This is a genomic window from Ruegeria sp. D4 (assembly GCF_056534475.1).
The window spans coordinates 1-26,132 of the sequence record NZ_JBQFPJ010000011.1; the positions used below are offsets into that span (position 1 = coordinate 1).

Sequence of the window (26,132 nt, forward strand, 5' to 3'; positions counted from 1 at the left end):
GCCACATCATGCTCTGAACATGCGCCCACCTGTGCCTGAAACCTTATTAGAGAAACCTCAATTTAGTGGTGCCGAACGAGGGGGCTAGACAATCGGCGTCCTTTGCCCCTCCCGTCGCCCCAGCGTAGTGCCAGACATTCGAGCGGTTCCGCCCGTGCCTGCCAAGCTGGACGTTGTTGACATGCCCCTGCCCCGGTTTTCGGGCGACAAAGACCAGCTCGTGCTGGCTGCGATAGAGGCTGCCCATGCCAGGGTTGGATTTGATCCAGACACAGATGTTAAGCAGGGTCAGTTTCAGCGCATCCAGCGCCTCATTCATTTCGCCGACATGCCGCCAGTCGATACACGCGAACGTGACGCCGCCCGGTCGCAGAACGGTGGAAGCATTGCCGAGGGTTTCAACGAGGAATTCCGTGAACGCCTCGCGGCTCATCTCGCCGGAGGCTTCGGCAAACTCTTCAAAGCCCTGCTCTGACCCCCGCACATGGCCGTTTATCTGCACGTTGTAAGGCGGGTCGGTAAAGACGGCGTCAGCGACCTGTCCGTTCAGCACCGCCGCAAGACCAGTGGCGTCCCTCGCCGAGCTGCAAAGAATGACGTGATCACCGAGGCGCCACTGATCCCCCGGGCGGCTGACGGGTTTCGTCTGTGCGCCCGCGAACCCGGAGAGATCATCATCTGGATCGGGCGCACCCATCTCACCTACGCCAAACTGAATGGCTTCGATTTCCGGCATGGCAAAGCCGGGGATCTCGATCTCACCGCTGATTTCGATGATCTCATTGATTTCAAGGCGCAGACTGTCGGTATCCCATATGCCCGTTTCCTGCAGCTTGTTGAGCGACAGGGCCAGGCGACGGGTTTCCACGTCCGGCAGATCGTCAACAAGGATGCAGGGTACCTTACCTGCATCGAGGCGGCGCGCCGCCGCAAGGCGGACATGCCCATCGATCACCTCGTAGCGTTGCTCCCTTGGTTTGCTTCTTACCAGGATCGGAATGCGGAACCCAAACCTCTCGATCGCTCTGAGGACCGCGTCCTCCTGATCCTTTAGCCCGCCACGCACACGCCGAGGTGACGCGTCGATTAGGTCGAGCGCGATCCATTCAACCGTGATGTCGCAAAACGGATCGTTCCTCTTCGATCCAGGTGACTCTGTCGACGGAGTAACCGTTTCATAGGTGCTGTCATTCACAGCGCCGGTTTCGGAATTTTCTTCATCTTTCACGGTCGTGCCTCCTTGGCTTGGGCCGGGGCACGAGAGAAAGGCTGGAGATACATCGCGGGAAGTTAACACCAACCGACACTCTAAGTACCCCAAGGGGTAAATTGTCGTCAGACGCTAAGCTTCCTGCCGCGATAAATTAAATGATTGGTAGCGCAAGCCAGCTTTAATATCAACCCCTAACTCATTGCCTTGGTTGACAAATCCATTTTCGACTTTTAGTTCCACCGTCAACAAAAGACTGGACATTGGTTTCAAACAGAGCGTCACTGGACGTACGCCCGGCCAAATGCCCGGGCTCTCCTCGGTGACGGCGGCGCCACTTATCGCGCTGCAAATCAAAGGAGACCGTTATGCCAAACACTTCTTCAAACTCACGCAAAGAGACCAAATTAGTCACCATCCATCGGCTGCTCAACCGCAAGTCCGGCGCTACGCTTTCCAGCCTGGAAAAAGCCACCGGTTGGCAGCCGCATTCGGTGCGCGCCGCCCTCAGTACCCTGCGTAAGGACGGCTATACAATCGACAAACTGCCCCCCGGGACCAACGGAGGCGCCGTCGCTTACCGCATCACCGCAGCCCCGGACCGCGCATGACGCCGAATGTTGCAGAGATTGAAGCCATGGACCGGGAAGCCCTGGTTGCTGCCTGGTCGGATATGTTTCAGGGCCCGGCGCCCAAGGGTTTGAGCCAGTCCTTCCTGCGGCGCTTTTTGGCTTTTGAAGTGCAGGCCCGCCAGTTGGGCGGCTTGCCCAAAGGGTTTCTGGCCGATCTCGACAAGCAGATCGGTGGCAAATCAAAAACTCAATGTTCAGGTCTTAAGCCAGGCGGGCGATTGCTGCGCGAATGGAACGGGGTCACGCATTGCATTGAGGTTACTGAATGTGGTTTCCGCTGGAACGGTCAGACCCATCGGTCCCTCTCGTCGGTCGCCCGCGCCATTACCGGCGCGCGCTGGTCCGGCCCCCGGTTCTTCGGCTTGAAAGAGGGCGGGCAATGACAGCCAAACCCAAAATCCGCTGCGCCATCTACACCCGCAAGTCATCTGATGAAGGTTTGGACCAGGATTTCAACTCGCTGGATGCGCAGTTTGCAGCCTGTGCCGCCTACATCGCCAGCCAGAAACAGGAAGGCTGGGTGCTGGCCAAGACCCGCTTTGATGATGGTGGTCTTTCCGGCGGAACCCTTGAGCGCCCTGCCCTGACCCGGTTGCTGGCGGAGATCGATGCAGGCCGCATCGCCATGGTGGTCGTTTACAAGATCGACCGCCTGACCCGATCCCTTGCTGATTTTGTCCGCCTTGTTGACCGGCTGGATGCGGCAGGCTGTTCCTTTGTGTCCGTAACCCAGGCCTTCAACACCGCCTCTTCCATGGGGCGCCTGACCCTGAATGTACTGCTTTCCTTTGCCCAGTTCGAACGCGAGGTCACCGCCGAGCGGATCCGCGACAAGATCGCCGCGTCAAAGAAGCTGGGCATGTGGATGGGCGGCGTGCCGCCGCTGGGCTATGATCCGCATCCCGACAAGCGGGTTCGGGAATTGGTTGTCAATGCCGCTGAGGCCCGGACAATCCGAACGCTATTCGAACTTTATGACCACCACGGCAAGATCACGGATGTCGCGCGCGCGGCCGCTGGCATGGGTTTGCGCTCCAAGCTTCATCGCTTCCGTTCTGGACGGCAACAAGGCGGTGGCTCTCTCTCAACCGGCCAGATCCACAAGATCCTGACCAACCCGGTCCATATTGGCCAGATCCGGCACAAAGAGAAAACCTGGCCCGGGCGGCACCCTGCCATCGTCGACCAGGATCTGTGGCAGCGTGTCCAGGAGAAGCTGCAACTGGCCTCGGGACGACAGCGCGGGCGCAAAACGGATGCGGAAGCTGCCCTACTCACCGGCAAGCTGCGCGACGAAACCGGGGATCGCTTAACCCCAACCCACTGCATCAAGGCCGGGAAACGTCATCCCTACTATGTCTCCAACCGGCTGATCGGCAATGGACCCGATCCGACCGGTTGGCGCCTGCCTGCACGCAAGTTGGAAACCGCGGTGGCCACAGCAATCGCCGGACATCTCGAACAGGCGGCCCGCGAGCACACGTTGCGCGCCACACCGGATCTGCGCCAGGACCCCGCGCTGGAAGATCGCGCAAGAGCGATTGCCTCAGAACTGCGCGCCAATAAGTCTGACCTCTTGCGTCACCTGCTCATTCGCGGTGTTGTCACGTCGACGACCATAAATCTCGCACTGGATCCATCCAAGCTTTGCAAGTTCCTTGGAATATCCAAATCCGATCTCTCATCAGACCTGCTTGAGATCACCGCGCCGTTTCATCTGCGTCGGCGTGGTGTTGAGGCGAAATTGGCAATCGGCGTGCGCCCTCCAGAGCCAGACCCAATCCTTCTGCGCACACTTGCGGACGCGCATCGCTGGGCGGCAGACCTGCAAAGCGGCGACCGGATAAAGACAGTGGCACTGAAGGCCGGCCGTCAGACAGTGTTCATTCGCACCCGTGGACAGCTCGCATTTCTTTCACCGAAAATCCAGGCTGCAATCCGGGATGGCACCCACCCTCCGGAGCTCACACTCAAGCGCATTCTGGCCAGGCCGGTTCCGCTCGATTGGACCCTTCAGGAGCAGCTTTACGGGTTTACTTGATCGCGCCCATGACGCTCGCTCGGATTTCCCTGCAAATTCCCTGCTTGGCACCCCAGGGAATTGCGCTCTAACCCGTTGATACAGATAGAATTCCCTTTCCCGCAATCAGCAATAGAAGCGCTTTTGGGAGAAAATTCCCTGTAAATTCCCTGCTAGCAGGGAAAATCTGAGGCAAAACCGACCCCCGGTTTGAGCCCTGCAGAGACGCACCGGGGATTACGCGCAAACACCGTCTCTGGGTGGCGTTTCTGAGAAATGGATAATGGCGTAAGCACCCGGAATGACGGGACAAAATCCGCTACACACATCAATGTCTCTCGGTAAATTGGGTGTGTGGCGGAGAGACAGGGATTCGAACCCTGGAGACGGTTTCCCGCCTACACACTTTCCAGGCGTGCGCCTTCGACCACTCGGCCACCTCTCCGTGAGCGGGATATTTGGACTATCGCCGGGGGATTTGCAAGGCCCGATTAGGGTGAAAATTCACCGGAAAACAACAGCACGGTTAAGAAGGTCAAACCTCGTCCCCATCGGCATCAGGCATGTCGGCTTCGGTCATCTCGACCGGCGCGGTTGATGGTGTTGCGGAGGGGATTTCCGCTGATTTCTGGTTGGTTTGGGCTTCCCCTGCCTTCAATACTTCTGGATTGCGCAACCAGACATCGCGCTGTGCGAACGGAATCTCGATCCCCTCTTCGACAAACCGCCGGTTGATTTCATGGTTCATGTCAGACTTCACCGACAGAACCCAGTTCACATCCCGAAGAATGCCGCGGATTTCAAAATCCAGCGAATCCGCACCGAACCCCTGAAACACGACGCTGGGCGCTGGATTTGCCAGAACCATGGGGTGCGCATTTGCGATCTCGCCCAGAATTTTTTCGACCAGCCGGGTATCGGTGCCATAAGCCACACCAACAGGCACGATCACCCGCCCGATCGTGTTGCCGCGGGTGTAGTTCGTGACCACGCCACTGATCAGGTCCGAGTTGGGAACGATCACATCCGTTCGGTCAAACGTCTCGATCCGTGTAGATCGAACCGAGATGTCGCGGACGTAGCCCATCATTCCGTTCACATCGATCCAGTCCCCCTTGGAGATGGGACGCTCGACCAGCAGGATTATGCCCGAGACGAAATTCGATACGATGGTCTGCAGACCAAAGCCAATGCCGACCGAAAGAGCACCAGCAACAATCGCAAGCGATGAAAGGTTGAAGCCTGCAATCGTGATGGCAATCAACGCGGCCAGGAAAATACCGACGTAACCGGTGCCGGACACAATCGCGTTTTGCCCGCCCGGATCAATACTGGTCTTGGGCAGCAGCGAGTTCCTCAACCCGCTTTGCAACATGCGCGTCAGGCCATACCCGATGGCGAAGACCACAACAAAGGTGAAGAAATTGCTGGGGGAGATTGTCACCCCACCGATGTCGAACCCTTGCAACAACTGGGACCAGATCTCTTGCAGATCCGTCCTGCGCGCGCCCCAATAAAGCGCGAGAATAGGCATCGCCAGAATGGCCATGGCAAATCCGACGAGAACGGAAAAAAGCGAATCCTTGGCGGCCTCACCTTTGCCGCTGAACCATCCGTAGACCGAAGCCAGGAAACGCTGAAAAATCAGCAATGCGGCAATGAGGACCAGTGTTTTTACAGCCGGGAAAACAATCGCTTCAGCCGCGTTCGTGTATCCCAGAACAGCGAGTATGGGACTGCCGATCCCCAGCAGGAACAAGGCTCTGCGAATGAACTCGACCAGCTGACTGAACCCGGCAGCGCGAGCGGTTGCAGCCGGTTCATCTGGGTCGGTTGAAGTATCCACAGTTCGGACTTGGCGCACCCGCAGCAACAACAGCGCCGTTCCGACAATAACCGGAAACGCGACCACCGCACGTGTCGCGTCAGAGATATTCTCGATCTGCTCAAACAACTTCACCAGTTCGTGCAGGATCAGGAACCCCGCCAACAGATCTAGATGAACTCGTAACTCTCTTACCCTTTGCCTCGATAGCTTCCTATAACCCTGCGCTTCCTGCAGAACATGGAACTGTCGGCCAATCCAGTCGTAGAAAAGTATGATCCCTGCCCAATAAGGCACGTTTTCCATCAGCAGAGCGCCGCGCAGGCCCAAAATGCCCGTCAGCGACACTGCCGTTACCAGTAGCACAACGCCAAACCACGGCAGAATAATCCGCAGCAGAGAGGTCAGGAAAGCCCAGACACCACTGCCCTGCCCGCCCAGACGCCGCAGATATTCACCGGCGGATTCAGACCATCGCTTTCCATAAAACAGCAGAACACCTGCAATCACGACCAGGCCAAGAATGCCCAACCCGCGGTCGCGAAACCGTTCATGCACCACGTCTGTTTGAAAGTTTCTGCGCACCTCATTGAACAGACTGCGCGCTGCTTCGTTCACATCGGTCCAGGCGGGACCCCAATGGGCAGGGTTCAAAGGAGACGGACCGCGCTCCAGCAGTTCTTTTGCCTGACGGTCCCGCAGCAATTGATCAATTTCGAAGATCAGACCATTCGCCCGGCTGAAAGCCTCTTCCGAGATTATCCTAGGGACCCGCAGACTGTTTAGCTGCTCCTCAAGGTGATTTCGAAGGTTGGCGATGTCTTCCGGTTCGGTTGCATCACCTTCCGGTTCCGGACCAAGCGCCTTCAGTTGGCCTTCCAGCGTTTTGATACGTTCTGTATTCGCGCTCCGCGCATTGTTGAAATCTTCGCGATAGTCGCTGATTTCACTCCGCAAATTTTCAAGAGCCGCGTTTGAGGCCTTGTTGGCCTCGATTACCGCTTCGGCCCGATCCGCCGTTTTGACCCAGCCTTGATAGTATTCGCTCTGTCGATCAGACAACTGGGCGAACGCAGAACCGCCCAGTACGGCAAAACACACCGCAACAAGGGCCAGGAACAGGCGGACCTGCTGCCGCATCATACGTCCTCGAACACGCCCGGGATACTGCGTGGCGCATCGGTCATCCAATCAGGAACCGGCAGCTCTTTTTCACGCAGAAAATCGGGGTTGAACAGTTTGGACTGATAGCGAGTGCCGTAGTCGCACAGGATGGTTACGATGGTATGACCTGGTCCCATTTCTTTGGCTAACCGGACCGCACCCGCCATGTTGATCGCGGTTGAACCGCCCATTACCAGACCTTCCTCACGGAGCAGGTCGAAGATATAGGGTAACGCCTCGTTGTCTGTGATCTGGTAGGAAAAATCAGGCGTGAACCCTTCAAGGTTCTTGGTGATCCGAACCTGCCCGATACCCTCGGCAATCGATCCGCCTTCCATCGCGATCTCACCCGTTGTGTAATAGGAAAACAGCCCGGCGCCCATCGGATCGGCCAATGCCACCTTCACCCCCTTTGGCTGCAGCACTTCGGCCACACCGGCAAGCGTACCACCCGAACCTACGGCGCTGACAAATCCGTCGACCTTGCCGTCGGTCTGTTCCCAGATCTCGGGGCCCGTTGTTTCCACATGCGCCTGACGGTTGGCAACATTATCGAACTGATTGGCCCAGATCGCGCCATTGGGCTCAGATTGCGCAAGTTCTTCGGCCAGACGCCGTGAATAGTGCACAAAATTGTTCGGGTTGCGATAAGGCGCCGCAGGAACCTGAACCAACTGGGCACCTGCCAGACGCAGCATGTCCTTTTTCTCTTCCGACTGGGTTTCGGGAATCACGATGACAGTCTTGAACCCCATCGATGCGCCAACCAGCGCCAGACCGATACCGGTGTTACCTGCGGTACCCTCGACAATTGTCCCGCCTGGCTTCAGATCCCCCCGGGCAATTGCGTCACGGATAATGAACAGAGCGGCACGGTCCTTGACGGATTGCCCCGGGTTCATGAACTCGGCCTTGCCGAGGATCTCGCAACCGGTCTCTTCACTGATGCGGCGCAGCCGGATCAACGGTGTTTTCCCTACTGCGTCGGCAAGATCTCGTGCAATGCGCATGGTGCCCTCATTTCAATTTGGTATCGTCAGAGATTTACAGGCGCGCCGCAGCAACCACAAGCAACGAAACTTAACCGCGCAACCGGTCGCGATGTCGTGCCAGCCAATGGGCCAAAGTCAGCAGAGGCATGTCCTTGAAGGCATGACTGTCAACCATTTCGATAAATTCGGCATACGAGAATATCCGGCTGCGGATGTTCTCGCCCTCGCAAGAAAGTCCACCGTTGTCGGTCGTTTCGGTCAGGTCAGCCAATCCCAGATACAGATGGACGAACTCGGTCGACGAACCGCTGGAAGAATACACCCCTCCGGCGTACTCCAGCGCGCTGGGGGTCACGTGCGCTTCTTCCTGAGTTTCGCGAATTGCCGCCTGTTCGGGCGTTTCGCGGGGATCGATCATGCCCGCGACCGGCTCCCACATCCAGGGTTCCGGGTCGTCGATCAAAAAGACCGGCACGCGAAACTGTTCGACCAGCAAGACCGTGTCCCGTACCGGATCGTAGGGCAGAACAACGACGGCGCTGCCCTGCATCAACCCATTGTAGTTGAGAACCGGACCCATTGATCCGTCGTATTGGCGGTGTTGAAACCTGATTTCATCAATCCCAAAATAGTTGATGTAGGCGGGCTTGCGATCATGGACGATCACGTCCTGCGCCGTATCGCGCGCATCACCGGTCTGACGCCGGCGCGCAGCCAACCTGGCCCAGGCCCGGGTCCGGATGGCTGGAAAACTTCGCGCAATCTCAGCGGCTTCGACCTTGCCGTAGTGGGCCATCACCTCATCTGCGGCAAGTAGCGTCAGTTCTCCCCAATCTCCAAACCAGTCCTTCAGGGACCAGGGTTGGTCCGGCGTCCAAAGGTTGGGTTCTGGAAAGAATACGCTTGCCGTCGCCTTCGTTCCGTCAGGCAACTCAAGGTCACGGGGGCTGAGATCGTAATCGAAACCGCCTTCGTAGTAAGTCAGCCGTTTCAAATCCTCGGGGCCGAACCCCTGCACCAGCAAACCTTCGGCCTGGCTGCCATTCTCGCTGACAATCATCGGAAAGCTTTGCCCCTTCACCCCATAGACGGTGTGGTCGGGCAATCTGGCCTCAGATATCTTCAATTCAGACAGCGGGCGGCCCAGCACACGTTCCAACAACGGCTGGCACCTGAGTGTGCCGTAAAAAAATAGATCAGACACGGGGATAGAGCTTTCGTTGTTCAGTCGCTTAACGCCAGCGGCGACTCGCTTCTTCGGTCGCCAACCCGGTTATGACAGCGCCCACCGCTAGCGTCACCAGAATGTTTGGAACAATCAGCTGCTCGCCAAACTCGACACCAAGCTTGAAAATCGCAAGCACCGCCTCGAACGGGCCGTCATACCTGTGACGCATCGCCAGGCGGAACATCTCATAGGTGCCCTGCACGAAAAGTCCCCAGAACACCAAAGATGCGACACCGGTCAGTCCGTTGTTGACACCTGCCGTCCATCCGCGACCAGCCCGCTTGCCCATGATTTTCCATCCGCAAACGAACCCAAGCGCAATGTTGACCAGAGTGAAATAGCCGTAATCCTTACCCTCGTCCCCGTTTTCGATGATCATCGTGGAGACAATAAAGGCAACCACCACCAGACATACAGCGGCAACTAGACGTGAGGCACTGGGCATACGAGGGGTCCGTTCGTTAACTCGGTTTTGCTATAGTGATCTGTGTCACATCGCAATTGCCGGTGTCAAAGGCCGCGCCGCATGCAGTCAAATAATAATTCCACATGCGGCGAAAACGCTCATCAAAGCCCATTTGGGAAATCTCTTCCCACTTGGCATTGAACGTCTCATACCAGCGTCGAAGAGTCAGGTCGTAGCTTTTACCGAATTCGCGTGACTTCATCACACTCAGCCCGGCGCGTTCAATTTCTTGCCTGAGGATCGTTGGCGACGGCAACATTCCACCGGGAAATATGTATTTCTGAATGAAATCAACGCCATTCTTGTAATAATCCCAGCGGTGATCACCCACCGTAATGATCTGAAGCGTGGCCTGACCGCCAGGTTTCAGCCGGTCGCGGACTGTCTCGAAGTAGACAGGCCAGTACTTCTGCCCAACCGCCTCGAACATCTCAATCGACGCGATCCCGTCATAATGCCCTTGCTCGTCGCGGTAATCCTGAAGTTTGAACTCCACCTGATCCGATAGCCCAAGATTTTCAATACGTTGCCGCGCAAAGTTCAACTGTTCCTGGCTGAGCGTAAGGCCTGTGACGCGCAGCCCACGTTCCTTTGCGGCATATTCGGCAAAACCACCCCAGCCGCAGCCGATTTCCAGTATGTGATCCCCCGGCTTGGCACCCATTTCGTCCACAAGGCTTGCGTATTTTGCGATCTGCGCATTTTCCAGACTTTCCTGCCCGGTCTCGAACAATGCGCTGGAATAGGTCATCGTATCGTCCAGCCACAGGGAATAGAAATCATTACCCAAATCGTAGTGGTACGAGATATTTTTTCGGGCCTGCTTGCGGTTGTTTCGATGCAACCAGAACCGAAGCCTTTCGTAAGCCTGAACCAGAAACCGACCGGTGAAATCGTCATAAACGGCCTCTGATTCCAGATGTACCAGATCCATGAACGATCTCAGATCAGGTGTGCTCCAACCGCCCTCCAGATAGGCGTCAGAAAAACCAAGCTCACCCTCGCGAACCAATCGGGAAAAAACATCCGGATCATGAATATCGACCTGCGCCACCGGCCCGGGCTTTGCGCCTTCGGTTCGAAACACCCGACCATCAGGCAAGACAATATCCAGCCGCCCATTTTCCATCCGGCCAAGCATTTTCAGCACTTGTGAAAAATATCTGGGCAGGTTCTTCTGCCCTTCAGTCGTGGTCAGGATCATCCGCTCTCCCCTGTGCGGTCGTAGAAATAAGCTAGGCCGAGTTTCTGTTTCTGGCAAGTTTTCAGTTCGTTACCGACTTTTCGCCTGTTCATAAGCTGTCAGAGCTCGTTTTCGACCGTCAGCCAAATCCACAATTGGCGAAGGGTAACGTGCGTCCGGTGTCAGCCCCCATGAATTGGGCGCAGCTTCAAAGTATGCCAGCGCGGTCTTCGGTGGATTATCCTGGATTTCCGCGATCCATCGTTGCCTGTAAACCGCATCCGGGTCGAATTTCTGTGCCTGCGTCTGCGGATTGAATATCCGAAAGAACGGCGCCGCATCCGGCCCCGAACCTGCGACCCATTGCCAACCCATCGCGTTACAGGCCGGATCCCAGTCGATCAGGCAATCCTCAAACCAGTTCATCCCGACTTTCCAGTGTGTCATGAGGTGTTTGGTCAGATAGCTTGCCACAACCATCCTCGCGCGGTTGTGCATCCGGCCTGTCACATACATCTGCCGAAGTCCGGCATCCACGATTGGAACGCCGGTTCTGGCCTGCTTCCACGCCATTACCGACGGGGCTTGGTCATCCTCAAACCAAGGAAATCCATCCCATTCGGGCCGCCAGTTGTTCGTCAGTAACCGAGGCGAGTGATACATCAGATGATACGCGAATTCCCGCCAGATCAATTGCCGCAGAAAGGCGTCGGTTCCGGGAATGCCCATCATCGAGGCGTTCTGAACGGCGTGCCACACCGTTCGCGGCCCAATCTCGCCCAGTGACAGATATTCGGACAGGTTCGAGGTGCCGTCTACATCCAAACAATCGCGTCGTTCCTGATATCGTGCGATCCGATCCAGAAACTCTAGCAGGCAATCATTGGCGGCCCTTTCACTAGGTTGCACATACGGTCGAACGACCCGGCTTCCTCGGTTCATCGCAGCGCCAAAGGACCAGTCGACCATATCCTCGGATTCCGGCCAATTGTCAGGATTTTTCAGCCGTGATGGCGCGCCCTGCGGAACAGGTATTTCCTTCTCCCGCACCGCGCGCCACATCGGTGTGAAAACCTTAAAGGGTTGTCCGGATTTGGTTGCGACCTGCCACGGTTCAAACAGCAAATGTCCGTCGAACGACCTTGCATCAATACCGCCATCTGCCAGGGTTGCCTTGATACGAGTGTCACGGGCGATGGCATCCGGATCATAAGCGCGGGTCCAAAAAACCGATGCGGCGCCGGTTTCGGTTATCAGTTCTTGTAAAACGTTCAGCGCATTGCCGCGCCGAAGGATCAGGCGGCTACCGACGTCCCGAAGCCTGCTGGCGAACGCCTCGAGCCCCAGACCCAGGCGCCATTTGGGGGCTGCACCCAGACCGCGCACAAGGTCGTCAAATACGAAAACCGGAATGACGGGTCGGCCTGTCGCTGCGGCAGCGCAAAGCGCGGGATGGTCGGACAGGCGCAAATCCCTGCGAAACCATAATAGTATTGGCGCTTTGTCTTTCTGCATATCCGCCCCAAGTGTTTATTCGTACTACGAAATCAGGCGGATATTGGATCACAAAACCTTATCCAATGCGTCCAGAAGCTGATCGACTTCCTGTTTCGAAGTGTAGTGTGTGAAACTGACACGCAATACGCCGTGTTCCGGCGCGACCCCCATCGCCTGAAGCGGGCGGACAGCGTAAAAGTCACCGCCACCCGCCATAACACCATGATCGGCAAGATCACGGGCAACGGATTCCGCCTTGCGGTTCAGCGATATCGCAACCGTAGGTGCCCGCATCGAAGCGTTTGCCGGGCCAATCAGGCGAACCGTGTTGCGGTCCTTTACCGCATCCAGCAACGGCTGAAGTAGGTCCATTTCATGTGCGCGCATCAGGTCGTGAACAAATTCACCGCGCGCGCTTGCATTGGTGTCAGGCCCGCCGTGGTGATCGCACAGAAGGTCGACATAGTCGGCCATGCCCGCGCTTGCAGCGATCTGCGCATGATCCGGCCCTGCCGGGGTAAAGCGTTTGTACAAAGCATCACCGTTGAAGAAATGCGCCTGGTTCGGAAGCATTTCCCCAAGCGTGCGGCGAATGACCATGCACCCCTGATGAGGACCATAAGTCTTGTAAGCTGAAAACAGATAGATATCCGGCCCCAGTTCTCCAACATTCGGAAAACCATGCGGCGCGTAAGAGACACCATCGACGCAAACAAATGCACCTGCGGCATGGGCAATAGCGGTGATTTCCGTGACAGGGTTGATCTCGCCCACAACGTTCGAGCAATGCGGGAAACAGATCAGCCGCACCTTTTCATCCAGAAGGTCTTCCAGATCCTGTGGGTTCAAGGAACCAGTATCCGGATCAATTTTCCATTCGCGGATTTCAATCCCGTCGTCGGCAAGGCGCCTCCAAGGTCCGGAGTTCGCTTCGTGGTCCTGATTGGTAACAACAATCGCCTCACCCGGCTTCATCCACTGCCGAAACGCCTGCGCCAGGACATATGTATTCTGCGTGGTAGACGGACCAAAACTCAGCTCATCTGTGTCAACGCCCAGAATGGCGGCCATGCGGGCGCGCGCCTCATCCATTTCCTCGCCCGCCAGGCGGCTGGCCTCGAAAGGTGCATAGGGCTGAACCTTGCGCTGCCTGTAGAACCGCGTCAGCCTGTCGATGACCGGTTTGCATGTATAAGACCCGCCAGCGTTTTCAAAAAACGCCTGCCCCTGAAGGCCGGGTTCAGAAAAGGCCGGGAATTGTGCCCGAACAAAATCGATATCCAGTTTGGTCATGGCTCGCTACTTTCTCGTCATGCTGCGCATCAGGGGCAAGGTGCCCGGGCATGATCCCGGATCCCTCAGAAATCATGGCAGGTCTTCCAGCCCAGCCGCAAACCTTATCATGAAAACAAGGAAGTGCAGGCAGATCTTCAGTCGGGACGTTCCCAAACGAAGATCCCGGATAATTAGCCAGCCGCATTCGCGTTGGTCAACCGGAACGTGAAGGGAAAAGACACCCGTCCAACTTCGCTACCTCGGTCAGGACTTCATCGGATCTCAAGCTCATCAGAGATTTGCTGCCGATATTCTTGATTATGCAAGCGAGGCGAGCGTCCTGCAAAAGCAGCGGTTTCATTTCAATGAACAGAACCGCAAATCGGACAAAAAAGGCAAACAGGCCGGGGATTTGAACCGGCCCGATTTTTGACATTCAGCAGATTGTCAGCCCTGAACCTTGGTATAAGTTCCCTCACCGGCAAGAATGCCGCGGAAACCGCCAGGTTCGTCCAATCCAAACACGATCAAAGGAAGGTTGTTGTCGCGCGCCAATGCAATGGCCGAGGCATCCATGACCCGCAGGCGTTTTGCCAGAACATCGTCATAACTAACGGTGTCATAGCGCTGTGCGTCGGCGTGAACCTTGGGATCCTTGTCATAAACACCGTCTACACCGTTTTTGCCCATGAAGATGGCTTCGCACGCCATTTCGTTAGCCCGCAGCGTGGCTGCCGTATCCGTTGTAAAATAGGGGTTTCCGGTTCCGGCAGCAAAAATGCAGACCCGTTTCTTTTCGAGATGTCGCACGGCGCGGCGGCGAATATAGGGTTCGCACACCTCGTCCATCCGGATGGCGGAAATAACCCGTGTGAATACGCCCACTTCCTCAAGCGCGGACTGCATGCCCAATGCGTTCATGACGGTGGCAAGCATTCCCATGTAATCCGCCGTCGTACGCTCCATCCCTTGCGCCGAACCGCTAAGGCCCCGAAAAATGTTGCCGCCGCCGATGACCATACAGATCTCGACGCCCAGATCGTGTACGGATTTCACCTCTTGCGCGATACGCTGAACGGTGGGCGGATGCAGGCCGAACCCCTGATCCCCCATCAGCGCTTCGCCCGATATTTTCAGCATCACGCGCTTGTATTTTGTCTTGGGGGTTTCGGTTGTCTCGGTCGAAGGGGATTGGCTCATGTTGCGCTCCGGGCTGGCACAGGTTTAATTCCGGCGCAAAATGAAGCAAAAGCACCGCAGGTTCAATGCGGAACGTTAGGAATAAGGCAGTCCAGATGGCCAACGCAATCTCATCGCGGTTTTGGGACATGTTGCCCCCCGTTCCGGATGACAAGCCTGTTCTGATCGCCGGGCCCACTGCGTCAGGAAAATCGGCGCTTGCGCTGCAGATTGCCGAAAAGTTCGGTGGTGTCATCGTCAATGCCGATGCAAGCCAGGTTTACGATTGCTGGCGGGTGGTTTCAGCGCGCCCCTCGGTCGAGGAAGAAGCCCGCGCGCCACATCGTCTTTACGGGCACATACCATTTGACCAGATCTATTCGGCAGGACACTGGCTGCGCGAGGTCAAACCCCTTTTGAACTCAGCTGAGCGTCCCATAATTGTGGGCGGCACCGGGCTGTACTTTTCAGCACTGACTGAAGGAATGGCCGAAATTCCCGCGACCCCAGCCGAAGTGCGGGCGCAAGCGGATAAGATGGAACTGCCCGCTCTGATCGCAGATGTCGATCCCGACACTTTGGACAAGCTGGACATCAACAACCGCGCCCGCGTTCAGCGCGCGTGGGAAGTAAAGACCGCAACCGGCCGCAGTTTGTCGCAGTGGCAGGCAGACACCCCGCCCCCGGTTCTTGCCTTATCTGATACCGTTCCCATTGTTCTTGACGTCGACAAAAACTGGCTGCTGGACCGTATCATTCGTCGCTTTGATCTCATGCTGGAAACAGGGGCCTTGGACGAGGTTGAAGCGATGCTGGATCGGTATGATCCGACCCTGCCGGCCTGCAAAGCCATCGGTGTCCCGGAGCTGGTTGCCTACCTTGATGGCCGTATGACTATGGATCAGGCCCGGGAACGCGCCACAATCTCCACGCGGCAGTTTGCCAAGCGTCAGCGAACGTGGTTCAGGGCCAGGATGGGAAAGTGGAATCCCGTAGACTTCTCAAAACGATACTAAACATTCCTAACTGAGTGCCGGATACTCTGGCGCATCTTGAATATGTTGCTTCACGGCTTGCCAAATCTCGCCGGTCGCGAACGACTTTGTGTACGAATGTATTCATTTCCAAAAGTTCCATCACGCCGCGACTCGCCCGGATGAACGGGGCGCATATGTCGTTTTTGTACTCTGTATGCCGATTTCGAACATTGACGTAATCCGAATTCTGGTGCGGAATACGTTCATGGGGAATGTGAGAATCCAAAAAAGAAGACCCAAATGCTCGTTGAATGCGACCGGCCGGTCTGCCTGATTCCGAGCACACTAAATCGACAAATGTACCACAGGGAGACATCTTGATGAAAAATCGTACCATGACCGGGGCACCAGTTCACTGGGCGGCAGAGATGCACGCGCAGGAATACCGTGACGGCAAGCTAAGCCGCCGCGAGTTCCTGACCCGCGCCACGGGGCTGGGTGTTACGGCTGCTGCGGCATACGGCATGATCGGCCTAGCAGCTCCGGCGCGCGCCGCTGGTGAAGATGCCAAACAGGAAGGCGGAACTATTCGTGTTCAGACCGAGGTTCGCGCACTGAAAGACCCGCGCACCTATGACTGGTCGCAAATCGGCAACTACAGCCGCGGTACTCTTGAATATCTGGTCGAGTACAACTCGGACGGTACATTCCGGGGCATGCTGCTGGAAGGCTGGGAAATCAACGACGACGCGACAGAATATACCCTCAAGGTTCGTCCGGGTGTGAAGTGGAACAATGGCGACGACTTCACGGCCGACGATGTGGCGTTCAACATTGCGCGCTGGTGCGACAAGTCCTCGGAAACCAACTCGATGGCGGGTCGCTTTGCAACGCTGGTCGATGAAGGGACGGGTCAGGCGATCGAAGGTGGCATCGAGGTTGTGGACCCCACAACCGTAAAGCTGAACCTGCCCAAATCCGACATCTCGCTGATTGCTGGCATGTCTGACTATCCGGCGGCGATCGTTCACCAGTCCTTCAGCGAAAATGACCTGCTGAACAACGTGGGCACCGGTCCGTATCTGATGAGCGAACTGGAAGTCGGCGTCAAAGGTGTTCTTGTCCGCAACGAGGATCATACCTGGTGGGGCGAGGAAGTTTTCGGCCGTCCGGCGCTCGACCGTATCGAATACATTGACTACGGCACCGACCCGTCTGCGTGGCTGGCGGCTCTGGAATCTGACGAAGTCGACATGCTGTACGAGTCGGTTGGTGAATTCATCGACGTCATGGACGGCCTCGGCTACGTGAAATCCGAAGTTATCACCATGGCTTCGATTGTAATCCGTCCGAACCAGCTGGCCGAAGTTGACGGCAAGCAACCCTATGCGGACAAGCGTGTACGCCAGGCGCTTCAGATGGCCGTGGATAACTCGGTCTGTTTGGAACTGGGCTATGGCGGCCGTGGCACAACTGCCGAAAACCATCACGTCGGTCCGATCCACCCGGAATACCCTGAACTGCCGCCGCAGAAGGTCGACCCGGAAGGTGCGCGCAAGCTGATGGAAGAGGCCGGTATGGCCGATTTCGAGCACGAGCTAATCTCGATCGACGACGATTGGCGCCGCAACACGACAGACGCCGTGGCGGCGCAGCTTCGCGATGCGGGCATCAACGTCAAACGGACCGTTCTGCCGGGCAACACGTTCTGGAACGACTGGGTGAAGTATCCCTACAGCTCGACCAACTGGAACCACCGTCCACTGGGTGTTCAGATCTGGGCGCTGGCCTACAAATCGGGCGAAGCCTGGAACGAATTCGGCTGGTCCAATCCTGACTTCGACGCGATCCTCGACGAAGCGCTTGCCATCGCGGATGCGGACAAACGCCGCGAGGTCGCTGCACGTGGCGCCGCGCTGATCCAGGAAGAAGGTGTGACGATCCAGCCATACTGGCGCGCACTCTACCGTCACATGAAGGACGGGTTGGTGGGCACCGACATGCACGTGTCGTTCGAACACCACCACTACAAGTGGGGTTGGGCAGCCTAAACACTGCCGACTGCAAACCGGGGGCGCCTGATCGGGGCGCCCCTTTCCAGCCGCAGACTAGCCGACACGGGGTCGGATGTCCGAGGCCAGATAATGGTCCAATGATCTGCGGAACACCTGAACAACGGGGCCATCATGGGACTTTTCATCCTCCGTCGGTCAGGCGTGATGCTGCTTACAGCTTTGTGTCTGACATTCGTGGTCTTCTTTCTGACCAATCTTTACCCGAATCTTGAAAAACTGGCCAAGACACAGGGCAACCAGCGGATGTCGGACGAGCAGGTGGAAGCCTGGCTTGAAAACCGCGGCTACAGAGAGCCGATGCTGATCAAATACGGCCAATGGCTGGGTGTTGCCCCCGGGTTCACCAACACGCTGGCGGACGGACAGTTTGTCGGCACCTGTGTACGCCCTGGAACGACCCCGGAAACGACGCCCAGCTATTGCGGCGTTCTGCAGGGTGAATGGGGCTATTCGACCGTATTCAAGGACGACGTCGGCAGCATTGTCGCCAAGCGTCTGGGGAATACCGGGTATCTGATGTTCTGGGTTCTGGTCCTGATGGTTCCTTCGGCACTGTTGGTCGGTGTACTGGCGGGGATGCGGGAAGGATCGGCGCTGGACCGTTCCCTGTCGACATTTTCGATCATCACGACAGCGACACCTGAATATGTGTCCGGTGTTATCTTCATCGCGATCTTCACCTCGTCCACGGTCGGCCTGAAATGGTTCAAGGGCACGGCAACACAGGCGATGGACACCCCGACATTCGAGAACTTCTTTCTGCCGGTTCTGACCATTGCCCTTTACGGGATGGGATATATCGCCCGGATGACCCGCGCCTCGATGACCGAGGTGATGACCGCTCAATACATCCGGACCGCCCGTCTGAAAGGGGTATCGTTCGGCAATATCGTGATGAAACACGCATTGCGCAACGCACTGATCGCGCCGTTCACCGTCATCATGCTGCAGTTCCCATGGCTGCTGAATGGTGTCGTGATCGTCGAAACCTTGTTCAACTACAAGGGTTTCGGTTGGGCGCTGGTGCAAGCCGCGGGCAACAACGACATTCAGCTGTTGCTGGCAATCTCGGTCGTGTCGGTCTTCGTGGTGCTGATCACGCAGCTGATCTCGGATATCGGCTATGTGTACCTCAACCCGCGCATCCGCATTTCGTAAGGGAGATAGAACATGGAACCTCTAAGCTGGACCGGCTCTATCGCCTTTCTGAATCCCCTGCTGATGATCGCGATTGCGGTACTGGTATTGTCGATCCTGGTCTGGATTCTGGCCAGTATCGTCCTGCCCGAAGCCCAGGTGAGCGTCAATCCGGATGGCACGCTCAGCTCGGCCGGCGGGGTGCGTGGGCTGATACAGTCGTCATTGCGCCTTAGTTTTCTGGCCTCAGTCGGCCTGGTGCTTGCCTATATCGTGCTGGGCATCCTGTTCGGAACCGGTGCCGGTATCATCGGGGCCATCTCGCAACAATTCCTGCCTGTCTGGGTGTCACTGATCATACTTTACGCCATGTCGATCGCCTTCAAGCGGCGGCTGGGTCTGTACGGCAAACTGTACGACAGCCCAATCGGCATGATCGGTTTTGGCCTTGTCATGTTCTGGGTCTTTACCGGGATCTTCGGAGCGATGGACCTGATCGTGACGCACGACCCGCTGGCGCAAGTCTCGGGTATGAAGAACAAGGTCCCCGGCACTCCGCTGCCAAACCTGGAGGAAGGCGAATTCGCCTGGTATCTGCTGGGTGGAGACAATCTTGCGCGCGATGTGTTCAGCCGGATGGTCAAGGGCGCCTGGATCGTTGTGCAGATCGCACCACTGGCCACCATGTTTGCATTCATGGTCGGGATCACGTTGGGTCTGCCGGCCGGTTACTATGGCGGACGGCTGGACACGTTTCTGTCGTTCCTCGCCAACCTGATCCTGGCCTTCCCCGTGATCCTGCTGTTCTATCTGCTGGTCACTCCGGAGATCGTCGCGACAGGTGTGCCGAACTACATGGCGGCCGTCCTGTTCCTGTTCCCGATCCTGTTCCTTGGGGTGCTGCTGAACTCGCGCTATTACACGCGGCCAAAATTCCGAACGCCACTTCTGATCGGAGTATTGGGCGTTGCGATCTGGATGTACCTGTCGCTGATTTCGACAGGCGGTTACGTGATCAACACCGATGACTATCGCATCTGGGGCCTGCCGACTTATCTGGATCTGTTCGATATTCCGGGCGGTATTCTGGTCGTGTTCGTTTCGGTGGTCTTTGTGAACTCACCAACCGTGTTCCGTATCGTCCGTGGCCTCGCGCTGGACATCAAGACACGCGACTATGTTGCGGCGGCGCAAACCCGGGGTGAAGGTCCCTGGTACATCATGCTATGGGAAATCCTGCCAAACGCGCGCGGCCCGCTGATCGTCGATTTCTGTCTTCGTATCGGCTATACCACCATCCTTCTGGGAACGTTGGGTTTCTTCGGATTGGGTTTGCCGCCTGAAAGCCCGGACTGGGGTTCGACGATCAACGAGGGGCGCAAGCTGTTGTCGATCTATCTGCACCCGGCCCTTCCGCCCGCACTTGCGCTCTTGTCACTGGTTCTTGGTTTGAACCTGCTGGCAGATGGTTTGCGCGAAGAAAGTCTGAAGGACTGATGTGATCGAGGCCGGGGGCCCTGCCCCCGGACCCCCGGAGTATTTTCGAAAAGATGAAGTTGGTCGCTTGAACAGCTTCATCAGGGAGTAGGAAACAATGAACAAACTGGCGGAATATGACGGCCCGATCCTGGAGATCGACAAGCTGTCGATTTCATTCTTTACCCGCCTGCGGGAAATTCCCGCCGTAATGGATTTCTCGGTCAGTGTGCAGCCAGGCGAAGCCGTGGGACTGGTCGGTGAATCCGGTTGCGGGAAATCGACCGTTGCGCTGGGTGTCATGCAGGACCTGGGGAAGAACGGGCGTGTCGTGGGTGGTACGATCAAGTTCAAGGGCCGCGATCTGTCCGAGATGACCACTGAGGAGTTGCGCGACATTCGCGGCAACGAGATCGCGATGATCTATCAGGAGCCGATGGCCTCGCTGAACCCGGCAATGAAGATCGGCAAGCAGCTGATGGAAGTGCCGATGATCCACGAGGGTGTGGGCGCTGAAGAGGCCTATGCCCGTGCGCTGGAGGTGGTCACCGATGTGCGTCTGCCCGACCCCGAGCGGATGTTGAACTCATTCCCGCACCAGTTGTCGGGCGGTCAGCAGCAGCGGATCGTGATCGCCATGGCGCTAATGTCGAAACCGGCATTGCTGATCCTTGACGAGCCGACGACCGCACTGGACGTGACGGTCGAGGCGGCGGTCGTCGAACTGGTCAAGGACCTGGGCAAGAAATACGGCACCTCGATGCTGTTTATCTCGCACAACCTCGGTCTGGTTCTGGAAACCTGCGACCGGCTGTGCGTGATGTATTCGGGTGAGGCTGTCGAGCGCGGTTCGATCAAGGACGTGTTCGACGAGATGCAGCACCCCTATACACAGGCGTTGTTCCGTTCGATACCTCTGCCGGGGGCGGACAAGAATTCGCGCCCGCTGGTCGCCATTCCCGGGAATTTCCCCTTGCCCCATGAGCGGCCTCCGGGATGCAACTTTGGTCCGCGCTGCGATTATTTCGAGGAAGGGCGCTGTGATGCGCAGGACATCCTGATGCAGGCGGTGCCCGGCAATGACCGGCACCACACGCGCTGTCTGAAATTCCAGGAGATCGACTGGAACGCCCCGATCACTGTGGGCGAACAGAAGGAGAAGGCCGAGATCGGCCGAACCGTTCTCAAGATGGACAACCTCAAGAAGTACTACGAGGTTGCGGCGAACGCCTTGTTCGGTGGCGGCGAGAAGAAGGTGGTGAAAGCCAACGAAACGCTGAGTTTCGAGGCGCATGAATCCGAAACGCTGGCCATTGTGGGTGAATCCGGTTGCGGCAAGTCCACCTTTGCCAAGGTCCTGATGGGGCTTGAAACGGCCACCGACGGTCAGATTCTTCTGGATAACCGCAATATCGAACAGGTCCCGATCGAGGAACGTGACGCCAAGACCGTTGGCGAAGTTCAGATGGTGTTCCAGAACCCGTTTGATACGCTGAACCCCTCGATGACGGTGGGGCGTCAGATCATTCGCGCTTTGGAGATCTTTGGCGTCGGCAATTCCGAGGCAGAGCGCAAGAAGCGGATGCTGGAACTGCTGGATCTGGTGAAACTGCCCCGCGCCTTCGCCGACCGCATGCCGCGTCAGTTGTCGGGTGGCCAGAAGCAACGGGTCGGTATTGCCCGGGCCTTTGCCGGTGACGCACGCATCGTTGTGGCGGACGAGCCCGTATCCGCGCTTGATGTGTCGGTGCAGGCTGCCGTGACCGATCTGTTGATGGAAATTCAGCGCAAACAGAAAACGACGCTGCTGTTCATCAGTCACGATCTGTCGATCGTGCGCTATCTCAGCGACCGTGTGATGGTGATGTATCTGGGCCATGTGGTCGAACTTGGGACCACAGATCAGGTCTTTGCGCCACCATATCATCCATATACCGAAGCCCTGCTGAGCGCGGTGCCCATCGCGGATACGTCGATCCAAAAGGAGCACATCGTTCTGGAAGGCGATATTCCGTCGGCCATGAACCCGCCGCCGGGATGCCCGTTCCAGACCCGCTGTCGGTGGAAGTCACAGGTTCCGGATGGGCTGTGCGAGCAACGCGTCCCGCCCGTCCAGACACTGGCAGACGGTCATCAGGTCAAATGTCATCTGGCCGAGGATATCCTTGCCCGAATGGAGCCGGTCATCAAGATTGCCGCAGAATAGACAACGTGAATCGATTGACAAAGGCCGGTCGTCAGACCGGCCTTTGTTTTTTTGCGCCGCATATTTTTGGGACGGCGCCCGGGATATGTTGTGAGTGGTAGCCCCGGCCAGATTTGTGCTCACCCGGTCAGGACGTTGTTTCCGAAATGCATGAATTCCTGATCCATGCCTGCGACCTCGCCGGCCTCCAGTTTCAGACCGGCACTGTCGAGCATCGTATGGCTCTTTTGCGCCTTCACCCATTCATCTGCGGACTGCAACGTTGTCAGCGTGTATGACGTCACTTCGTTCAGGTAATGGGTCGGGATGATTACCTTGGGTTTCAGCCCGGCCACGATATCATTGCCCTGATCATAACTGAGGATGTGCTGGGATCCGTCCACCGGCAGGGTGAGAACATCCACCTGCCCGATGGCATCCCAGAATTCCTGCGGCGGATTGTGGCGGTTGTCGCCCCAGATCAGGGTGCGGATCCCGCCGGTTTCGACGAGGTAGACGACCATGTCCATGTGGCCGACATTGTTCGGCGGGCAGGCCTCGGCTCCGAATTCCGCCAGCGCATTGGTCCAGTCATACCAGCCCGGCGCAACGCAGGCATGCTTGTCCGCAAACCCGGTAATCTTGAGATCGGCAAATTCAAAGTTTCCCACCATCCTGTCCAGCACCATGGTCGAACTCGGCCGTTCGATCGCATCATGATCGAAATGCGCGTGGGTCGACATGGTTATGTCCACGGATATCTGCGGAAACTCATTGCGGAACCAAAGACCCCATGCACCGGACGGATCGTCACGCCACGGGTCGAACAGAACCGTCGCCCCGTTTGGCGATGTGATCTTGATTGCGCAGTGACCGTAATAATCAATCCCCACAGCGCCGGTCGAAGCCTGACCGGTCGAGCCCTGCAGGTCGATGACGTGGTTGTTGTTCCCGGGCTGAAGCCAGGCTTGCGATTGCGCCTGTACCGGCGATCCGGCAACCAGAGACACCCCTGCCCCCACACCTGCCGCACCAGCAGCCAGAAAGAATGATCGGCGCGACAGGCCGGGTGCCAGTGTGTCCCGTGATCCATTCATGATTGTTGGCTTCAGATCCTTGCGATCCATGTGTTGACCTCCGTGTTGGTTAGGTGCGGTACGATCCGCACCTTCACAGGCAGGCTAACAAGCAAAGGTATCCATTCTCAGACGAGAAATATCGGGGGGTAATATGGGGGCGTTCCCCATACTGAGCCTTCACGAAATCGTGAGCAGATGGCTGCGCAGGTTCTGATCGCGGCCTTCTAGGCCAAGTTTCTTGCGAATGTTGTTTCGGTGAAAATCAATAGTCGAAGTTTCGCGGCACAGAACCTTGGCTATGTCCTTGGTGGTCTTTCCCGTCATAACAAGCTGGGCGATTTCAATTTCTGTCGGTGTCATGATCGAAAACGCGTCCGACAACTTGTCAGAGATATCCGAGGTGATCTGTTTCAGATTATCCTCGGCAAGATCCAGATACGCGTGAGATGCGTCTTCTGCGTTCAGATGATCGCGCAGTTTGTGCAGATACGGAAGAACCATGGCCCGAACCTGCTCGACAATCTTCTGGTCCCGTTTCTTCCGGTCGTCGTCGAGGCTGGACAACAATACACGCAAGGCTGTGTTGGTCTCTCGCAGTTCTTTCGTGCGGGATTGAACCCTGTCTTCCAGTTGCGCCAGCGTCTCATTCAGTTTCGCCTCAAGCGCGCGGCGCAGATAAACCTCCTGCAACAAAGCCAAATCAGCTTCGACCATGCGGGCGAACTGGATCAATCCCTCGCGGAAAAGCAGCGCGCGGCGGTTGCGGTGGCGGTCCAGCACGCAGATCGTTCCGAATATCTCGCCGTCCGGCCACTTCAGCGGCAACCCGATATAAAAGGACATGCCGTGTTCAAGGTCTTCATTTTCGTTCCAGACCGGGTCACATGTCGCGTCCTCGACAACCAGTTCACCGTCGCGTTCGAAGACGCCCTGACAATACAGCTTCGGGTGCAGTTGAAAATTCATGCCGACGGGATAGGGGTTTTGCGGGTGTTCGGACGTGACCAGAACCCTGTGATCGGGCGCATCCGTCTTCATGATCAGGCTGGCCGGAACATCGGCAAGCTGCGCCACAAGATCCACCAACCGCTGCCAATTGGCCATTGTACCTTGCGGGATGTCCGGGCGATTGTGTGGCATCGGATGCCTCGTTGGTGGTGGAGCTTTCCCTCTCAGGTTAGGCCGACCGTCACCCGGCGATCAAGAAGCCGCCCCTCCGCAGTGCAGCGAGGCCATTTCAGCCGCCCCAAATCACCTTCACGTAGTTCTGGGTCTCCGCATATGGCGGTATTCCCCCGTGCTTTTCCACGGCCAGGGGGCCGGCGTTATACGCCGCCAAAGCCAGTGGCCAGGATTTGAACTTGCGATATTGCCACGACAGGTACCGCGCGCCACCTTCCAGATTTTGCTTTGGATCAAGCGGATCGACCCCCAGCAGATTGGCGGTCTGTGGCATGAGTTGCGCCAGCCCAAGCGCCCCCTTGTGGGACTTCGCTGTCGGGTTCCAGCCACTTTCCTGCTGCACCAGCCGCAGGAAAAGATCTTCGGGGATGCTGTGCTTGCGCGCAGCGTCGCGGGCCAGCGCCAGATATTGCCCCCGGTATTTGCCGGTATAACGTTTGTTGAATTTCCCCTGGGCGGATTTCGGTTTGAGCCGCTCGGACCCGCGGTACTGGGTCGCGGATCTGCTATCCAGGACTTTGGCTTGCTTTAGGAATATGTCCTTGCGGCTTTTGCTGGACAACGTCTGCGCACTGGCTGGAACCGACGCCAGCAAGAGGCCCAGAACAAAGAAGCCACCAATCATAGACCGCATTTATGCTTATCCTGCTCACTCAAAACTCTGCCGGAGTATAGGTATTCCAGCCAATAATGAAAGCTTGGTAAACAAATCCTGAGAGTTTTCCCGCCGGGTGTTGTAACCATCAACTCGGTTTCAACCGGATCGCAGTCCGTATAGGGTCGCTCAGGAACACAGGCGCCAGATTCGGGCGCGATCAAGTCAGAACAGTACGGGGAAATACATGGCGGGTTCAGTCAACAAGGTCATTCTGGTCGGCAATCTTGGCCGCGATCCTGAAGTGCGAACATTCCAGAATGGCGGCAAGGTCTGCAACCTTCGCATCGCCACGTCCGAGACATGGAAGGACCGCAATACAGGTGAGCGGCGCGAACGGACCGAATGGCACTCGGTTGCAATCTTCAACGAAGGTCTGGTTCGCGTGGCCGAGCAGTATTTACGCAAAGGCTCAAAGGTCTATCTTGAAGGTCAGTTGCAGACGCGTAAATGGCAGGACCAGTCTGGCCAGGAGCGCTATTCGACCGAAGTTGTTTTGCAAGGATTTGGCTCAACCCTGGTCATGCTGGATGCCCGCGGTGAAGGCGGCGGTGGTGGATATGGCGGAAGCCAGTCCGGTGGCTATGGCGGTGGTCAGGCCGGCGGAGGCTATGGCGACTCCTACGGCGGCCAGTCCAGCGCACCGTCCCCTGCATCAGGCGGAATCGACGACGACGAGATTCCGTTCTAAGCAT

General features: G+C 57.1%; 22 protein-coding genes and 1 tRNA gene. 9 read left to right on the top strand and 14 right to left on the bottom strand.

Annotated elements, in window-relative coordinates:
* Nucleotides 1–46 precede the first annotated feature (46 nt).
* Together ACR0MI_RS14895 and ACR0MI_RS14900 are read right to left on the bottom strand one after the other, a co-directional pair.
* Entirely contained in the window at nucleotides 47–1,228 is a 1,182-nt protein-coding gene (locus ACR0MI_RS14895; RefSeq protein ID WP_480854762.1) for a DNA methyltransferase, read from the bottom strand.
* Between the two features lie 114 nt (nucleotides 1,229–1,342).
* A complete protein-coding gene (locus ACR0MI_RS14900; protein WP_480854764.1) occupies nucleotides 1,343–1,474 on the bottom strand; it encodes a hypothetical protein in 132 nt (43 codons plus the stop codon).
* Between the two features lie 104 nt (nucleotides 1,475–1,578).
* Between ACR0MI_RS14900 and ACR0MI_RS14905 the strand changes: the two genes are divergently transcribed.
* The 3 genes from ACR0MI_RS14905 to ACR0MI_RS14915 are packed head-to-tail and all read left to right on the top strand — an operon-like array spanning nucleotide 1,579 to nucleotide 3,883.
* Nucleotides 1,579–1,821: a DUF3489 domain-containing protein gene (locus ACR0MI_RS14905; protein WP_170504181.1), complete on the top strand. Its 243-nt coding sequence runs from the start codon at nucleotides 1,579–1,581 to the stop codon at nucleotides 1,819–1,821.
* Complete coding sequence (locus tag ACR0MI_RS14910; protein ID WP_170504183.1) at nucleotides 1,818–2,225, top strand: DUF2924 domain-containing protein; 408 nt, start codon at nucleotides 1,818–1,820, stop codon at nucleotides 2,223–2,225. The genes ACR0MI_RS14905 and ACR0MI_RS14910 overlap by 4 nt, the downstream gene beginning before the upstream one ends.
* On the top strand, nucleotides 2,222–3,883 hold the full coding sequence (locus ACR0MI_RS14915) for a recombinase family protein (protein ID WP_480854766.1): 1,662 nt from the start codon (nucleotides 2,222–2,224) through the stop codon (nucleotides 3,881–3,883). The genes ACR0MI_RS14910 and ACR0MI_RS14915 overlap by 4 nt, the downstream gene beginning before the upstream one ends.
* A 334-nt stretch (nucleotides 3,884–4,217) precedes the next feature.
* On the opposite strand, the gene ACR0MI_RS14920 is transcribed toward ACR0MI_RS14915, so the two are convergent.
* From ACR0MI_RS14920 to pyrH, 9 genes are all read right to left on the bottom strand, one after another.
* A tRNA-Ser gene (locus tag ACR0MI_RS14920) sits at nucleotides 4,218–4,307 on the bottom strand.
* Between the two features lie 90 nt (nucleotides 4,308–4,397).
* Nucleotides 4,398–6,827, bottom strand: a complete 2,430-nt coding sequence (locus ACR0MI_RS14925) for a DUF3772 domain-containing protein (RefSeq protein WP_170817269.1) — start codon at nucleotides 6,825–6,827, stop codon at nucleotides 4,398–4,400.
* Complete coding sequence (locus tag ACR0MI_RS14930; protein ID WP_170616365.1) at nucleotides 6,827–7,861, bottom strand: cysteine synthase A; 1,035 nt, start codon at nucleotides 7,859–7,861, stop codon at nucleotides 6,827–6,829. Before ACR0MI_RS14930 ends, ACR0MI_RS14925 begins: the two co-directional genes overlap by 1 nt.
* 70 nt (nucleotides 7,862–7,931) lie before the next feature.
* On the bottom strand, nucleotides 7,932–9,047 hold the full coding sequence (locus ACR0MI_RS14935; protein WP_170616363.1) for an NUDIX domain-containing protein: 1,116 nt from the start codon (nucleotides 9,045–9,047) through the stop codon (nucleotides 7,932–7,934).
* A 28-nt stretch (nucleotides 9,048–9,075) separates the two neighbouring features.
* A complete protein-coding gene (locus ACR0MI_RS14940) occupies nucleotides 9,076–9,516 on the bottom strand; it encodes a TrgA family protein (RefSeq protein WP_170616361.1) in 441 nt (146 codons plus the stop codon).
* Between the two features lie 16 nt (nucleotides 9,517–9,532).
* Nucleotides 9,533–10,741, bottom strand: coding sequence for an SAM-dependent methyltransferase (locus ACR0MI_RS14945; protein WP_170616359.1), 1,209 nt, complete (start codon nucleotides 10,739–10,741; stop codon nucleotides 9,533–9,535).
* Between the two features lie 69 nt (nucleotides 10,742–10,810).
* Nucleotides 10,811–12,235 carry a cryptochrome/photolyase family protein gene (locus ACR0MI_RS14950; protein ID WP_170616357.1) on the bottom strand — a complete coding sequence of 475 codons (1,425 nt, stop codon included), beginning with the start codon at nucleotides 12,233–12,235 and terminating at the stop codon, nucleotides 10,811–10,813.
* 48 nt (nucleotides 12,236–12,283) lie between these two features.
* The gene (locus ACR0MI_RS14955; RefSeq protein WP_170616355.1) at nucleotides 12,284–13,510 is read right to left on the bottom strand and encodes an aminotransferase class V-fold PLP-dependent enzyme; all 1,227 of its coding nucleotides are present in this window, start codon (nucleotides 13,508–13,510) and stop codon (nucleotides 12,284–12,286) included.
* A gap of 429 nt (nucleotides 13,511–13,939) precedes the next feature.
* Nucleotides 13,940–14,692, bottom strand: a complete 753-nt coding sequence (gene pyrH, locus ACR0MI_RS14960) for a UMP kinase (protein WP_170616353.1) — start codon at nucleotides 14,690–14,692, stop codon at nucleotides 13,940–13,942.
* A 95-nt stretch (nucleotides 14,693–14,787) separates the two neighbouring features.
* Between pyrH and miaA the strand changes: the two genes are divergently transcribed.
* The 5 genes from miaA (at nucleotide 14,788) to ACR0MI_RS14985 (ending at nucleotide 22,542) form a co-directional block, all read left to right on the top strand.
* Entirely contained in the window at nucleotides 14,788–15,687 is a 900-nt protein-coding gene (miaA, locus tag ACR0MI_RS14965; RefSeq protein ID WP_170619027.1) for a tRNA (adenosine(37)-N6)-dimethylallyltransferase MiaA, read from the top strand.
* A 341-nt stretch (nucleotides 15,688–16,028) separates the two neighbouring features.
* Nucleotides 16,029–17,699, top strand: coding sequence for an ABC transporter substrate-binding protein (locus ACR0MI_RS14970; protein WP_170616349.1), 1,671 nt, complete (start codon nucleotides 16,029–16,031; stop codon nucleotides 17,697–17,699).
* Between the two features lie 135 nt (nucleotides 17,700–17,834).
* Nucleotides 17,835–18,881 carry an ABC transporter permease gene (locus tag ACR0MI_RS14975; RefSeq protein WP_170616347.1) on the top strand — a complete coding sequence of 349 codons (1,047 nt, stop codon included), beginning with the start codon at nucleotides 17,835–17,837 and terminating at the stop codon, nucleotides 18,879–18,881.
* A gap of 12 nt (nucleotides 18,882–18,893) precedes the next feature.
* On the top strand, nucleotides 18,894–20,357 hold the full coding sequence (locus ACR0MI_RS14980; RefSeq protein WP_170616345.1) for an ABC transporter permease: 1,464 nt from the start codon (nucleotides 18,894–18,896) through the stop codon (nucleotides 20,355–20,357).
* A gap of 97 nt (nucleotides 20,358–20,454) precedes the next feature.
* Nucleotides 20,455–22,542, top strand: coding sequence for an ABC transporter ATP-binding protein (locus ACR0MI_RS14985; RefSeq protein WP_170616343.1), 2,088 nt, complete (start codon nucleotides 20,455–20,457; stop codon nucleotides 22,540–22,542).
* Between the two features lie 119 nt (nucleotides 22,543–22,661).
* On the opposite strand, the gene ACR0MI_RS14990 is transcribed toward ACR0MI_RS14985, so the two are convergent.
* The 3 genes from ACR0MI_RS14990 to ACR0MI_RS15000 form a co-directional block, all read right to left on the bottom strand.
* The gene (locus ACR0MI_RS14990) at nucleotides 22,662–23,648 is read right to left on the bottom strand and encodes an MBL fold metallo-hydrolase (protein WP_170616341.1); all 987 of its coding nucleotides are present in this window, start codon (nucleotides 23,646–23,648) and stop codon (nucleotides 22,662–22,664) included.
* Nucleotides 23,649–23,777: 129 nt separating this feature from the next.
* Complete coding sequence (locus ACR0MI_RS14995; protein WP_170616338.1) at nucleotides 23,778–24,740, bottom strand: LuxR C-terminal-related transcriptional regulator; 963 nt, start codon at nucleotides 24,738–24,740, stop codon at nucleotides 23,778–23,780.
* Between the two features lie 97 nt (nucleotides 24,741–24,837).
* Nucleotides 24,838–25,416: a lytic transglycosylase domain-containing protein gene (locus ACR0MI_RS15000; RefSeq protein WP_170616321.1), complete on the bottom strand. Its 579-nt coding sequence runs from the start codon at nucleotides 25,414–25,416 to the stop codon at nucleotides 24,838–24,840.
* A gap of 208 nt (nucleotides 25,417–25,624) precedes the next feature.
* Between ACR0MI_RS15000 and ssb the strand changes: the two genes are divergently transcribed.
* Entirely contained in the window at nucleotides 25,625–26,128 is a 504-nt protein-coding gene (gene ssb / locus ACR0MI_RS15005) for a single-stranded DNA-binding protein (RefSeq protein ID WP_170616319.1), read from the top strand.
* Nucleotides 26,129–26,132 lie beyond the last annotated feature (4 nt).

What these genes read in the sequence shown, in the direction of transcription:
- ACR0MI_RS14900 (WP_480854764.1), bottom strand. Translation starts at nt 1,474, where the DNA reads ATGTCCAGTCTTTTGTTGACGGTGGAACTAAAAGTCGAAAATGGATTT.
- ACR0MI_RS14905 (WP_170504181.1), top strand. Translation starts at nt 1,579, where the DNA reads ATGCCAAACACTTCTTCAAACTCACGCAAAGAGACCAAATTAGTCACC.
- ACR0MI_RS14910 (WP_170504183.1), top strand. Translation starts at nt 1,818, where the DNA reads ATGACGCCGAATGTTGCAGAGATTGAAGCCATGGACCGGGAAGCCCTG.
- ACR0MI_RS14915 (WP_480854766.1), top strand. Translation starts at nt 2,222, where the DNA reads ATGACAGCCAAACCCAAAATCCGCTGCGCCATCTACACCCGCAAGTCA.
- ACR0MI_RS14925 (WP_170817269.1), bottom strand. Translation starts at nt 6,827, where the DNA reads ATGCGGCAGCAGGTCCGCCTGTTCCTGGCCCTTGTTGCGGTGTGTTTT.
- ACR0MI_RS14930 (WP_170616365.1), bottom strand. Translation starts at nt 7,861, where the DNA reads ATGCGCATTGCACGAGATCTTGCCGACGCAGTAGGGAAAACACCGTTG.
- ACR0MI_RS14940 (WP_170616361.1), bottom strand. Translation starts at nt 9,516, where the DNA reads ATGCCCAGTGCCTCACGTCTAGTTGCCGCTGTATGTCTGGTGGTGGTT.
- ACR0MI_RS14945 (WP_170616359.1), bottom strand. Translation starts at nt 10,741, where the DNA reads ATGATCCTGACCACGACTGAAGGGCAGAAGAACCTGCCCAGATATTTT.
- ACR0MI_RS14950 (WP_170616357.1), bottom strand. Translation starts at nt 12,235, where the DNA reads ATGCAGAAAGACAAAGCGCCAATACTATTATGGTTTCGCAGGGATTTG.
- ACR0MI_RS14955 (WP_170616355.1), bottom strand. Translation starts at nt 13,510, where the DNA reads ATGACCAAACTGGATATCGATTTTGTTCGGGCACAATTCCCGGCCTTT.
- pyrH (WP_170616353.1), bottom strand. Translation starts at nt 14,692, where the DNA reads ATGAGCCAATCCCCTTCGACCGAGACAACCGAAACCCCCAAGACAAAA.
- miaA (WP_170619027.1), top strand. Translation starts at nt 14,788, where the DNA reads ATGGCCAACGCAATCTCATCGCGGTTTTGGGACATGTTGCCCCCCGTT.
- ACR0MI_RS14970 (WP_170616349.1), top strand. Translation starts at nt 16,029, where the DNA reads ATGAAAAATCGTACCATGACCGGGGCACCAGTTCACTGGGCGGCAGAG.
- ACR0MI_RS14975 (WP_170616347.1), top strand. Translation starts at nt 17,835, where the DNA reads ATGGGACTTTTCATCCTCCGTCGGTCAGGCGTGATGCTGCTTACAGCT.
- ACR0MI_RS14980 (WP_170616345.1), top strand. Translation starts at nt 18,894, where the DNA reads ATGGAACCTCTAAGCTGGACCGGCTCTATCGCCTTTCTGAATCCCCTG.
- ACR0MI_RS14985 (WP_170616343.1), top strand. Translation starts at nt 20,455, where the DNA reads ATGAACAAACTGGCGGAATATGACGGCCCGATCCTGGAGATCGACAAG.
- ACR0MI_RS14990 (WP_170616341.1), bottom strand. Translation starts at nt 23,648, where the DNA reads ATGGATCGCAAGGATCTGAAGCCAACAATCATGAATGGATCACGGGAC.
- ACR0MI_RS14995 (WP_170616338.1), bottom strand. Translation starts at nt 24,740, where the DNA reads ATGCCACACAATCGCCCGGACATCCCGCAAGGTACAATGGCCAATTGG.
- ACR0MI_RS15000 (WP_170616321.1), bottom strand. Translation starts at nt 25,416, where the DNA reads ATGCGGTCTATGATTGGTGGCTTCTTTGTTCTGGGCCTCTTGCTGGCG.
- ssb (WP_170616319.1), top strand. Translation starts at nt 25,625, where the DNA reads ATGGCGGGTTCAGTCAACAAGGTCATTCTGGTCGGCAATCTTGGCCGC.